This is a genomic window from Nocardioides sp., assembly GCF_014360585.1.
Classification (GTDB): domain Bacteria; phylum Actinomycetota; class Actinomycetes; order Propionibacteriales; family Nocardioidaceae; genus Nocardioides.
On the sequence record NZ_JACIXG010000025.1, the window covers coordinates 49,863 to 61,200 of the forward strand.

General features: G+C 71.1%; 9 protein-coding genes. 6 read left to right on the forward strand and 3 right to left on the reverse strand.

The features are described 5' to 3' along the window. Positions 1 to 80: 80 nt before the first annotated feature. Positions 81 to 1,001 carry a hypothetical protein gene (locus H5T77_RS10630; RefSeq protein ID WP_292648680.1) on the forward strand — a complete coding sequence of 307 codons (921 nt, stop codon included), beginning with the start codon at positions 81 to 83 and terminating at the stop codon, positions 999 to 1,001. Positions 1,002 to 1,254: 253 nt separating this feature from the next. Here the strand turns inward: H5T77_RS10630 and valS are convergent, their stop codons facing one another. Then, positions 1,255 to 3,879, reverse strand: a complete 2,625-nt coding sequence (valS, locus tag H5T77_RS10635; RefSeq protein ID WP_292648683.1) for a valine--tRNA ligase — start codon at positions 3,877 to 3,879, stop codon at positions 1,255 to 1,257. Between the two features lie 80 nt (positions 3,880 to 3,959). Here valS and H5T77_RS10640 point away from each other — a divergent pair, with 80 nt between their 5' ends. Next, a complete protein-coding gene (locus tag H5T77_RS10640; RefSeq protein ID WP_292648685.1) occupies positions 3,960 to 4,829 on the forward strand; it encodes a GNAT family N-acetyltransferase in 870 nt (289 codons plus the stop codon). A 101-nt stretch (positions 4,830 to 4,930) separates the two neighbouring features. Here the strand turns inward: H5T77_RS10640 and H5T77_RS10645 are convergent, their stop codons facing one another. Beyond that, a complete protein-coding gene (locus tag H5T77_RS10645) occupies positions 4,931 to 6,799 on the reverse strand; it encodes a M48 family metallopeptidase (protein ID WP_292648688.1) in 1,869 nt (622 codons plus the stop codon). 102 nt (positions 6,800 to 6,901) lie between these two features. Here H5T77_RS10645 and H5T77_RS10650 point away from each other — a divergent pair, with 102 nt between their 5' ends. Genes H5T77_RS10650 through H5T77_RS10660 form a run of 3 tightly spaced genes read left to right on the forward strand, consistent with a single transcriptional unit; the run spans position 6,902 to position 9,018 of the window. Next, positions 6,902 to 8,344: a bifunctional folylpolyglutamate synthase/dihydrofolate synthase gene (locus H5T77_RS10650; RefSeq protein WP_292648691.1), complete on the forward strand. Its 1,443-nt coding sequence runs from the start codon at positions 6,902 to 6,904 to the stop codon at positions 8,342 to 8,344. After that, complete coding sequence (locus H5T77_RS10655; protein ID WP_292648693.1) at positions 8,334 to 8,741, forward strand: DUF4233 domain-containing protein; 408 nt, start codon at positions 8,334 to 8,336, stop codon at positions 8,739 to 8,741. Before H5T77_RS10650 ends, H5T77_RS10655 begins: the two co-directional genes overlap by 11 nt. Before the next feature lie 10 nt (positions 8,742 to 8,751). Continuing rightward, positions 8,752 to 9,018, forward strand: a complete 267-nt coding sequence (locus H5T77_RS10660; RefSeq protein ID WP_292648696.1) for a competence protein CoiA family protein — start codon at positions 8,752 to 8,754, stop codon at positions 9,016 to 9,018. Here the strand turns inward: H5T77_RS10660 and pdxR are convergent. Continuing rightward, positions 9,015 to 10,403, reverse strand: a complete 1,389-nt coding sequence (gene pdxR, locus H5T77_RS10665; protein WP_292648699.1) for a MocR-like pyridoxine biosynthesis transcription factor PdxR — start codon at positions 10,401 to 10,403, stop codon at positions 9,015 to 9,017. The two genes, H5T77_RS10660 and pdxR, sit on opposite strands and share 4 nt — an antisense overlap. Positions 10,404 to 10,476: 73 nt before the next feature. On the opposite strand from pdxR, the gene H5T77_RS10670 reads away from it, so the two are divergent. Next, complete coding sequence (locus H5T77_RS10670) at positions 10,477 to 11,175, forward strand: pyridoxamine 5'-phosphate oxidase family protein (RefSeq protein ID WP_292648700.1); 699 nt, start codon at positions 10,477 to 10,479, stop codon at positions 11,173 to 11,175. Positions 11,176 to 11,338: the final 163 nt, after the last annotated feature.

The window sequence follows — 11,338 nt, forward strand, 5'->3', positions numbered from 1 at the left end:
GGCCCGGGCGGTCGGACACAATACGCACTGATGATCATCTGTACCTTTACAGGTCCGTCACTCGGTAGGGAAGTGGGCACGTGAGGTTCCAGAGGGGCCCGGTGATGGCCTATGCCGCCGTGGTGCTCATCGGCCTGCTCGTCATCATCCAGACCCTCAGCCCGGACGTCTCCTCGTTGCACCGAGTGCCGCGTACTCTCTCGGGCCAGGCCGAGTTCACCGTGATCCCGCCGGCGCCTTCTGCCGGCGTCTCCGGGGTGTCCAAGATTCCCAGCGCCGCGGCGGAGGAGAACGGGGACACCGGCCAGGGCGCCGCCGCTGAGCCCGATGAGCAGGCGGAGAAGAAGCCGGAGAAGGCGCCGCCCGCGCCGCCGGCCGAGCAGCAGCCCGACGCGCCGTCCCCCGACCAGCCGGCGGAGCCGGCTGACCCCGGTGGGGACGAGGGCGGGGCGAAGCCGCCTACGCTGGTGCCGCCCGTGGGGCCGATCCCCGGCATCATGGCGCCGCTGCTGTGGCCGTTCGTGGCCGAGAAGGACGCCAGACCGGTCGACCAGGCCGTGCCGATGTTCCTGCAGCAGCTGCTCGCCGCCGAGGCCGGCGTCCCGGTCGAGTCGCTTCCGATGAAGGACCCGAAGGACGCCCGAGAGGCGGAGGAGTCGACCGGAGAGTCGAAGGAGCCCGCCCCGAAGCCGGACGGGCCGGGCTCCGAGGCCGAGCGGATCGTGGAGGGCGTCTGCGAGCTCACCGCAGCGATCGCCGAGGACCTCAAGGAGCTGCCGGGGGCGAGCGAGGCTCCCGAGCCGCGGGCCACGCCGGAGTGCGGCGAGGCGTGCACTGAGCCGAAGACACCGGTAGGGTCGTCGCCCGCAGCCGACCCTGAGGCCTCTACCGATTCCGCCGAGCCGTCCGACGCTGAGACGACGGAGCCGCCGGAGCGGTCGGAGCAGCCGAAGGACGGCAGCAAGGACGAGAAGACTTGCGCCGAGAAGTCGGTGCAGTAGAGATCACTCCGATGGCGACCAGCACCACGCCAGAGTGACCGGCCGAGCGAGTCCCCCCGGGCGCTTGGTCGGAGTGAGGGACGAGGCAGGCCCCGGACCGCATCGCGGTCCGGGGCCTGCTCCGTTCGTTCTGATTCCGTCGGTGCCTCAGGCCTCCTCGGGGACCTCCGCCAGCGGTGGATTTGATCTCGACACGCGGGTTCGCGGCTTCGCAAGCTCAGCCGCGCCGCTGCTCGATCTCCTCCACCTGGAACTAGCCGACTTCGTCGGCGAGTTCGGCGGCTACGGAGATGGCCGTGGCGTTCTCGTCGACGGTGAAGAACAGGTCGCCGACGATGTTGCCGACCCGCTTGAGGTCAGGCGCGGCGGCCTCGGCGTCCTTGACCAGCTTGGCGGGGCCGGTGACCTCGGCCTTGGCCAGCGGGTGACGCATCTTCACCTTCGCGGTGGACTTCGCGCCACGGATCCCGGTCAGCGTCGCCGCGACGGCGTCGAGCGTCGCCGGGTCTGCGGCGGCGGCGGTGCCGAGCTCGAGCTCACGCGGCCACGCCGAGGTGTGGACCGAACCGGTCTGCCACCACGACCAGACCTCCTCGGTGACGTACGGCAGGAAGGGGGCCAGCAGGCGGAGCTGGACGTGGAGAGCGGTGGCGAGGGTGGCGCGCGCGGACTCGGTGGCGAGGCCGCCGTCCTCGTCGTAGGCACGCTCCTTGACCAGCTCCAGGTAGTCGTCGCAGAACTCCCAGAAGAACTTCTCCGAGGTCTCCAGCGCCGTGGAGTAGTCGTAGGCGGAGAAGGCGTCGGTCGACTTGGTGATCGTCTCCTTGAGGCGAGCCATCAGCGCGCAGTCGACCGGCTGGGTGATCGCGACCGGGTTGAGGGTGCTCGCGCCGACGTTGCCGAGGACGAACTTGGAGGCGTTGAGGATCTTCATCGCCAGTCGGCGACCGACCTTCATCTGGGTCTCGTCGAACGGCGAGTCCATCCCCGGGCGAGTCAGCGCGGCCCGCCAGCGAACGGCGTCGGCGCCGAACTTGTCGAGGATCTCGGTCGGGACGACGACGTTGCCCTTCGACTTCGACATCTTCTTGCGGTCGGGGTCGAGGATCCAGCCGGCGATCATCGCGTGGCTCCACGGGACGGTGCCGTCCTCGAGGTGAGCGCGGACGATGCGGCCGAAGAGCCAGGTGCGGATGATCTCGTGGCTCTGGGTGCACAGGTCCATCGGGTAGACCCGGCTGAACAGGTCGGGGTCGGACTCCCAGCCGGCGGCGATCTGCGGGGTCAGCGACGACGTCGCCCAGGTGTCCATCACGTCCGGGTCGCCTTGGAAGCCGCCGGGCTTGCCGCGCTGCGCCTCCTCGTATCCGGCCGGGACGTCCGTGGACGGGTCGATCGGCAGCTGGTCCTCGCTCGGCAGCAGCGGCTTGGCATAGTCGGGGTTGCCCTCGGCGTCGAGCGCGTACCAGACCGGGAAGGGGATGCCGAAGAAGCGCTGCCGGGAGATCAGCCAGTCGCCGGCGAGGCCACCGACCCAGTTGTCGTAACGGTGGCGCATGTGCTCGGGCAGCCAGGTCAGCTCGCCACCGCGGGCCAGCAGCTTCTCGCGCAGCTCGGGGTTGCGGCCGCCGTTGGTGATGTACCACTGCCGGCTGGCGACGATCTCGAGCGGCTTGTCGCCACGCTCGTAGAAGTTGGCCATCCGCTGGGTCTTCTTCGGCTCACCGTCGAGGTCGCCGGACTCGCGGATCATCGCGACGACGGCCTCGCGGGCCGAGTGGACCGTCTTGCCCTTCAGGTCCTCGTACGCAGCGATACCGGCCTCGTTGGTGATCCACTCCGGGGTGTCGCGGGAGAAGCGGCCGTCGCGGCCGATCAGGGCTCGGGCGGGCAGGTTGAGCTCTCGCCACCACTGGACGTCGGTGAGATCGCCCCAGGTGCAGCTCATCGCGATGCCGGCGCCCTTGTCCATCTCCGCGGCCTCGTGGGGCAGGACCGGGATCTCGACACCGAAGATCGGCGAGGTGACGGTCGAGCCGAACAGGTCCTTGTAGCGGTCGTCGTCGGGGTGCGCGATCAGCGCGACGACGCTCGGGATCAGCTCGGGACGGGTGGTCTCGATGTGGACCGGGGTGCCGTCAGCGCGGTGGAACGCGACCCGGTGGAAGAAGCCGGGGTAGTCCTTGGCCTCGAGCTCGGCCTGGGCGACAGCGGTCTGGAAGGTGACGTCCCACAGGGTCGGCGCCTCCTGCAGGTAGGCCTCACCGCGGGCGAGGTTGCGCAGGAACGCCCGCTGCGAGGCGGTCTGGGAGACCTTGCCGATGGTGGTGTACTGCTGGTCCCAGTCGAAGGAGAGGCCCAGCGTGCGCCACAGGTCCTCGAAGACCTTCTCGTCCTCGACGACGAGCTGGTTGCACAGCTCGACGAAGTTGGGGCGGCTGATGGAGATCTGGCGCTTCGGGTCCGGCTTCTCGGGCGGGGTGAAGTCGGGGTCGTAGGGGAGGCTCGGGTCGCAGCGGACGCCGAAGTAGTTCTGCACCCGGCGCTCGGTCGGCAGGCCGTTGTCGTCCCAGCCGATCGGGTAGAAGACCGACTTCCCGTTCATCCGCTGGAAGCGGGCGATCAGGTCGGGGTGGGTGTAGGAGAACACGTGGCCGACGTGCAGGCTGCCGGAGACGGTCGGCGGCGGGGTGTCGATCGAATAGACGTTCTCGCGCGGCTGGGTGCGGTCGAAGGCGTACGTCTTCTCGTTCTTCCACCGCTCGGCCCACTTGGCCTCCAGGCCCTCGAGGACCGGCTTGTCCGGTACGGCGACTACGCGCTGCTCAGCGGGCGTAGTCGTCTCCGGTGCGGTCTGCGTGGGCGTGGTCTCAGTCATGGGACCAAATCCTATGGGCGCGCGGTTGCTGGCGCGAAACCGGTTGAGACCGGCGTTGCGCACTCGCCATGCTTCGGTGCATGGGCACCATCGAGTTCTTCACCGATCCAGCCGAGTTCCTCGCCGTCGCGCGGGACTACCTCGCCGGGGAGCCGGTGGCCGCCAACGTGCTCGCCACCAACGCTGAGAAGGCGACCCGGGTGGCCCGGGAGGGGCCGTACCGCTGGTTCGCGGTCGCCCGGGAGGGTGGCCGGGTCGTGGGCGCGGCGATGCGGACGGCCGGCTTCGAGCCGTACCCGCTCTACGTCTGCCCGATGCCCGAGTGGGCGGCGCTCGAGCTGGCGCGGGCGGTGCACGAGAGGGGCGAGTACGCCGGTGGGGCCAACGGCGCGCTACCCGCCGCCCGGACGGTGGCGGAGGAGACCGTCCGGCTCACCGGCGGCCGGGTGGGCGTCGCGATGGCGTCGCGCCTGCACGAGCTCGGCTCGCTGGTGATGCCCTCGGGCGTGCCCGGGCACGCCCGACCGGCGACGTACGACGATCTCGAGCTGTGCCGGGACTGGCTGAGCGACTTCGGGCGTGCGGCCCGGGAGCAGTCCGAGAACGAGGACTACGCCCACGAGCACGCCGCCGTGAGCGAGGACGAGGTGCGGCGCCGGATCGAGGAGTTCCTGCTGCTGTGGGAGGTCGACGGCGAGGTGGTGTCCCTGGTCGGTGCGACCCTGCCGGCCCACGGGGTGGTCCGGATCGCGCCGGTCTACACGCCGAAGGAGCAGCGAGGCCGCGGCTACGGGACGGCGGTGACTGCCGAGGCCTCGCGTCGTCTCGGCGCGGACGGCACCCGGCTGTGCCTCTTCACCGACGTGGACAACCCGGTCTCCAACCACGTGTACGCCAAGATCGGCTACCGGCCCGTCGTCGACATGGCCAACCACACGATCGTTTCCTGACCTGCCGAGTCGGCTCGAACTGACGAGATTCCCGCCGAGTCGGCTCGTCAAGACGAGCCGACTCGGCGGGGAATACGGTCAGGACGAGCCGGCTCGGCGTCTCAGTCGACGGTGAAGCGGCGGCCGAGGTAGTGGTCTACGGCGGGCCAGAGGTGACCCTCCTCCTCGGCGGCGTCGGTCCAGTGCAGGGACCAGCCGTCGCCGGCGGCGGTGGTGATGTCCGCAGTGAGGCGGCCGCTGGTGCCGTGCTTGAGGTGGATCGCGCGGATCCGATCCCAGGGGACGAAGGCGGCCTGAGGCGTCGCGGCGAGCTCGGCGGGTGGCCTGTCCAAGGCTCGTTGGATCAGCTTTCTGCCGGGCGAGCCGGAGGTCACCGTGGCCAGCCCGGTGGCGAGACGGTCGGATCCCGACGGCTTGAGCAGCATCAGGCCGGCGTCGGTCAGCAGCAGCGTACGGAAGCCGGCGCCGGAGACCGGGGCCAAGGCGCCGATGTAGCCGTCAGCGGCCGGCGCCTGACGCCGTGGGTCCCGTGTCCGGGCCGCGGTCCCGGCGTCGGCCTGCACGTCGAGCTGGTAGACCCAGGCGCGCAGCGCGGCGGCGTAGCCGGGGGAGTCGAGGGCCTGTTGGGCGAGGCCCTCCGGGTCGACCTCCTGGCCCGCGATGTCGACCAGCCGCCACGGGCCCGCCCAGCTGAGGTCGAAGCGGGCCTTGTCCTCGCCGACCAGCTCGTGGGCGATGGCGGCGCCGAGGAGGCGGGCGATGACCTTCCGTCGCGTGTCGCCCGCCGTGCTGCCAGGATCCGCTGCGGTCGTGGGATCGACCTCGACCAGACCCAGGAGGATCTCGAGGTTGCCCGAGGCGATCAGGTCGAGCGCACCACGGACCGTCGCCGGCACAATCCGGTTCGCCCGCATCGCGTTCAGGAGGATCTCTGCGTCGACCGCCGCGGCACGGGCACCGGCGAGGCTCACGATCTCGGCCATCGGCGCCGGGGTCAGGCCCGAGCCGGCGAACGTCTTGTCCTCGAGGGCGAGGAAGCTCTGGGACGGATACCGCAGGACGCTGGCGGCGTTGCCGGACCTGTCCGCCTTGTCCGCCTTGTCCGCCTTGTCCGCCTCGTCCGCTTCGTCTGCGGAGGCCATCGCCTCCAGTCGCTCGATCCGCTCCGACAGGGGCGGGTGCGAGTCGTAGGCCGACGCCGCCGTCTCGGGTGGCGTCGCGCTGATCCTGGCGAGCTCCTCGAGGCGCTCGGGGTCGCTCATCAGGTGGGTGAAGCTGTCGAAGAAGCGGGTGGGTCGCAGCCCGTAGTGGGTGCCGGGCTCGACGTACTGCTCGAGGTAGATGTGCCAGGCGGCGTCGAGCGCCGGGAGCGTGCGCAGGGTGACCGCCGCGGTCCGTGGACCGGTGACCATGGCGCTGAGCCGGTCGGCGTCGATCTCGTGGGCGTGCGCGAGCGGGCGGGTGAGGGCGAAGAAGAGCCGGGCGTACGTCCGGAAGGGCCGCTTCGCCAGCGGGTTGGCGAGGCCGGCGGCGACCTCGGCGATCGCCAGGCGGCTGCGGTGGACGAGGGGGCCGAGCCGGGAGCGGGTGGTGCTGTGGTGACCCAGCTCGTGGGCGAGCACGGCCTGGAGCTGGTTGCGGGAGAGCCCCTGGAGGAGAGGTACGCCGAGGAACATGCGCCGGGTGCCGGCCCGGAACCCGAGGAGGCTGGTCTCCTCGCTGACCGCCGCGTTGACCTCCGGCACCAGCCGGATCTCGTCGGGAGAGCGGGTCCCGACGGCGTCGGCCAGCTGGCGGACCTCCGCCCACAGCGCCGGCTGGTCCTGCTCGGTGAGCACGAGTCCACCGGGGTCCGCCGCGGTCGCGGAGCGGCGCCCTGGGACCACCTGCTGGACGAGGAGGACGAGGGCAGCCGACACGTAGGCACCGGCCAGTAGCGAGAGTGCGAGAGCAGCCCGGAGCGTACGCATGAATGGTGGACCTTGTGGGGGATGGGGATCAGTCCGAGATCAGGTGGAGGGTAGCGGGTCTGGCAATTCGCAGGGAAGCGGCCACGGCTTAGACTCGACCTGATGAGTGAGACTCCCGCGCCGCGCCTGGCGGCCACGATCGAGGAGGTCTGGGAAGCGCTGCAGTCGCGCTGGCCCGAGACCCGCCTCGAGCCTTCCCTGGACCGGATCCGTGCACTGGTCGAGATCCTGGGTGATCCGCAGAACGCGTTCCGGATCATCCAGCTGACCGGCACCAACGGCAAGACCTCCACCTCCCGGATGATCGACACGCTGCTGCGGTCCCTGGACCTGCGGGTGGGGAGGTTCACCTCGCCGCACGTGGAGCGGATCAACGAACGGATCTCGATCGACGGCGAGCCGCTGTCGGACGACGACTTCGTAGCCGCGTTCAACGACGTCGCCCACTACCTGAGCATGGTCGACGACGACCAGCCGCACCCGCTGTCCTTCTTCGAGACGACGGTCGGGATGGCGTACGCGAAGTTCGCCGAGGCCCCGGTCGACGTCGCCGTCGTCGAGGTCGGGCTGGGCGGCGGCTGGGACGCCACGAACGTGGCCGACGCCGACGTGGCGGTGGTGACCCCGATCTCGATCGACCATGCGAAGTACCTCGGTGACACACCGGTCGCGATCGCCCGGGAGAAGGCCGGGATCATCAAGCCCGGAGGCGTCGCGGTGATCGCCGATCAGAGCGTCGATGTCGCGGCCGTGCTGGACCAGCACGCCGCCGAGGTCGGTGCCCGGCTGCTGTGGGAGGGCACCGACTACGCGGTCGTGTCCCGGACACCGGCCGTGGGCGGACAGATCATCACGCTGCGCGGACTGCACGGGACGTACGAGGACCTCTTCCTGCCCCTCTACGGCGCCCACCAGGCGCAGAACGCGGCAGCGGCCCTGGCCGCGGTCGAGGCGCTCCTGGGTGAGACCGTGCTCGGCGACGAGATCGTGCGCGACGCCTTCGCCAAGGTCGACTCGCCCGGGCGGCTGGAGATCGTGCGATCGTCGCCGACCATCCTGCTCGACGCCGCCCACAACCCGGCCGGTGCCGAGGCAACGGTCGCCGCCCTGGAGGACTCGTTCTCCTTCTCCGGTGTCGTCGGTGTCATCGGCGTGATGGAGGACAAGGACGTCGAGGGTCTGCTCGTGGCCTTCGAGCCCGTGCTCGAGCATCTCGTCGTCACCCAGAACTCCACCGAGCGCGCTCTTCCCGCCGTCGAGCTCGGCAAGATCGCCGTCGAGCTCTACGGCGAGGAGCGGGTCTCGGTCGTTCCCCGCCTCGCCGACGCCATCGACGCCGCGATGGGTCTGTCGGAGTCCTCCGCCGGCGGCTCGATCTCCGAGGGCGCGATCCTCGTGACCGGCTCCGTGGTGACCGCGGGCGAGGCGCGTACGTTGCTGGGGAAGCGCAGCTCGTCCGGTGTCTCGGCGGCGACCGCTCGGGTCGTGCCGACCGAGGACCCCGAGCTGGCGGCCTATCTGGACGCTGACGCAGATGACGACTGAGCGGGAGAAGTCGCCGCGGCGCGGGATGTGCGCCGCGATCGTGTCGATGGAAGGGCTCGCGGTCGCGCTGGCCACGCCGGTGATGATCTCCATCGGTGGGGTTCCTGCCGGGCTGGCGGTCCCGCTCGGCCTCGGCTTCTTCGTGGCCTGCATCATCGTGGCTGGTCTTCTGCGTCGCCCGTGGGCCTACTGGCTCGGCTGGGCGCTGCAGGTCGTCGCGATCGGGATGGGCTTCCTGATCCCCGTCATGTTCGTCGTCGGCGTGATCTTCGCGTTCCTGTGGGGCCTGGCCGACTTCCTCGGTCGCAAGATCGAGCGTGAGCGCGCGGCAGCCTTCGAGGCGTTCGACCAGATCCTCGCCGAGGAATCGACCGGGGAAGAGTCCGAGCCCAGGTAGGTTTGCGGTTGTGTACGAGCGCGACGAGCTGCAGATGGCGACGGACGAGGCGGCGACCGACTGGGCGCTGTGCCCGGCGTGCGGGAACGCGCTGGTGCTGCGGCGTCCGCGGACCCGGACGGCTCACTACGCTCACAAGGCCGGGGAGTCGTGCCGGCTCGTCGGCGCGCAGCTGCGGCGCACCAGCACCGGCTGGTCCGTCGGCGGTGGCGAGGACGACCCGGACAGCCTGGAGAATCTCTTCGACCTGATCGAGGACGACGGGCCGGGTCGTTAACCTCGCAGCGCGCCGGTGACGGCCGTGAGCGCCTGGTCCAGCTCGGTGTCGCTGACCCCGCCGAAGCCGATCACCAGGCCGGTCAGCCCGCTGGTGCGGGCGTAGCCGGAGAGCAGGTTGATCTCGAAGCCGGCGGCTCTCGCGGCGTCGCGGGCCCGGACGGCGTCGGTCTCGGGCAGCAGCCAGGTGGAGTACATGCCCGCCAACGGACCGGCGAGACCGGCGTAGGGGCCCATCGCCTCGGCGACCCGCGGGGCACGCTCGGCGTAGACACGGCGGGCGGAGCGTACGGCCCGGTCGAGCCAGCCGTCGCGGAGCAGGGTGAGCAACGCACGCTGGGAGGGCCAGGCGGCCCCGGCGTGGGTGATGGTGCGGCGGCGCAGGACCAGCTCGTGCAGGTCGGGCGGGGCGACCAGCCAGCCCAGGCGGAGAGTCGGGACGACCGACTTCGCCGCGGTGCCGAGATAGGCCACGCGGCCGCGGTCCAGCGTCGCCATCGCGGGCACGGGCGCGACGTCGTAGCGGAACTCCGAGTCGTAATCGTCCTCGATCACGACCGCCTCCGCGCGCCGGGCGGCCTCGAGAAGCGCCAGCCGGTCGGTCGCCGGCATGACCCTTCCCAGGGGGTGCTGGTGCGCCGGGGTCACGTACGCAGCCACCGCGTCGCCGAGGTCACCGACCGTCTCCACGGCGGGCAGGTCGACGACCTCGCGGCCGTAGGTGAGCACCGTCTCGGCCGCGGCCCGGTAGCCCGGATCCTCGACCGCCACCGGTCCCGGGCGCAGCTCAGGTAGGAGGGCGCGGAGCCCGTCGGTGGTGCCGGCGGTCACGATGATCTCGTCCGGGTGGAGGTCCATGCCGCGGGTGCGCCCGAGCCTCGCCGCCAGCGCCTCGCGCAGCTCGGGCAGCCCCCGCGGGTCGTCGTAGCCGCGGGGCGGGGCGGTCACCGAGACCTCCCGCCAGGCCCGCCGCCACCCCAGCTCCAGCCGCGGGTCGAAGAACGGCGTGCCCGTATCCAGCCGAGACGTCACGCCGGTCGTCCGAGACGTCACGCCGGTCGGCCGAGACGTCGCCCCGGTCGGCCGAGACGTCGCCCCGGTCGGCCGAGACGTCATCTGGGGTGCTGCTGCGGTGATCGTGGTGTGGGTCGTGGCGACGTACGTCCCCGACCCGCGGCGGGCCTCGAGCCAGCCTTCGGCGGTGAGCTGGTCATAGGCCTGCTCGACCACCGCGCGCGAGACGCCCAGGTCTGCGGCGAGGGCGCGGCTTGAGGGCAGCCGGTCGCCGGTCCCGAGAGTGCCGGAGAGCACCAGTGAGCGGACCTGGCCGGCGAGCTGGGCGGGCAGCGGCTCGCTGGAGGTGCGGTCGAGAGTCACGGGAAGCATCGTTCGAATGGCCTGTCGGAGTCAGTCAGAATTGGCCCGTGTGCGCAGGCCACTTCGCTATCAGGATGGTGCCATGAGCACGACGTTGTCACCCACCCCACGCACCCAGGTCAGTCGAGGCAAGAACCGCGCCGTCACCGACCGCGAGCGACTCCACACCTTCCTCGGTGAGGCACTCGTCGCCCACCTCGGCATCATCGTCGGGTCGGGCGGGGATGCCCACCCGGTCGTCCTGCCCACGGCGTACGGCTTCGATCTCGACGGCCCGGACGCCGGCGGCTCGCTCTACCTGCACGGCTCGGTGGCCGCCGGCTGGCTCGCGCGGGCGCTGGAGCGCGACGTGTGCGTCACGATCACCGAGCTCGACGGTCTGGTCGCGGCACGCAGCGGGTTCCACCACTCGATGAACTACCGCTCGGCTGTCGTCATCGGCCGCCCGCGTCTGGTCGAGGACTCCGGCGAACGCGAGCACGCCCTCGCGCTGGTCGTCGACCAGATGATCCCCGGTCGCTGGGCGACGCTGCGCCCCGCCACCCGCAAGGAGCTCGCCGCGACCGCCGTCATCGCCCTCCCGCTCGCCGAGGCGTCGATGAAGGCGCGCGCCGAGGGGCCGGTCGACGACCCCGCCGACATCGACTCCGGCACCTGGGCGGGCGTGATCCCGATCCACCGAGTCGCCGCCGCCCCGGTCACGGCCGACGACGCGGAGGGCGCACCCCCGGAGGACGTCGTACGTCGCGCCGCCCAGCTGGGCGCTGAGGCGATCTCGTGAGCCTGCCGAAAGCCAGCTCGCCCCAGCCCGGCCCCACCGGCCGAATCGGTAGTTGTGGCGCTGCGAGTCCGTAGATCCTGCGGGCCGAGAATGTAGTTGTGGGCGACGAAGATCTACTTTCGTCGCCCACAACTACCGATTCGGGCCGCCACAACTACCGATT

What these genes read in the sequence shown, in the direction of transcription:
- H5T77_RS10650 (WP_292648691.1), top strand. Translation starts at nt 6,902, where the DNA reads ATGAGTGAGACTCCCGCGCCGCGCCTGGCGGCCACGATCGAGGAGGTC.
- pdxR (WP_292648699.1), bottom strand. Translation starts at nt 10,403, where the DNA reads ATGCTTCCCGTGACTCTCGACCGCACCTCCAGCGAGCCGCTGCCCGCC.
- H5T77_RS10655 (WP_292648693.1), top strand. Translation starts at nt 8,334, where the DNA reads ATGACGACTGAGCGGGAGAAGTCGCCGCGGCGCGGGATGTGCGCCGCG.
- H5T77_RS10645 (WP_292648688.1), bottom strand. Translation starts at nt 6,799, where the DNA reads ATGCGTACGCTCCGGGCTGCTCTCGCACTCTCGCTACTGGCCGGTGCC.
- H5T77_RS10670 (WP_292648700.1), top strand. Translation starts at nt 10,477, where the DNA reads ATGAGCACGACGTTGTCACCCACCCCACGCACCCAGGTCAGTCGAGGC.
- H5T77_RS10640 (WP_292648685.1), top strand. Translation starts at nt 3,960, where the DNA reads ATGGGCACCATCGAGTTCTTCACCGATCCAGCCGAGTTCCTCGCCGTC.
- valS (WP_292648683.1), bottom strand. Translation starts at nt 3,879, where the DNA reads ATGACTGAGACCACGCCCACGCAGACCGCACCGGAGACGACTACGCCC.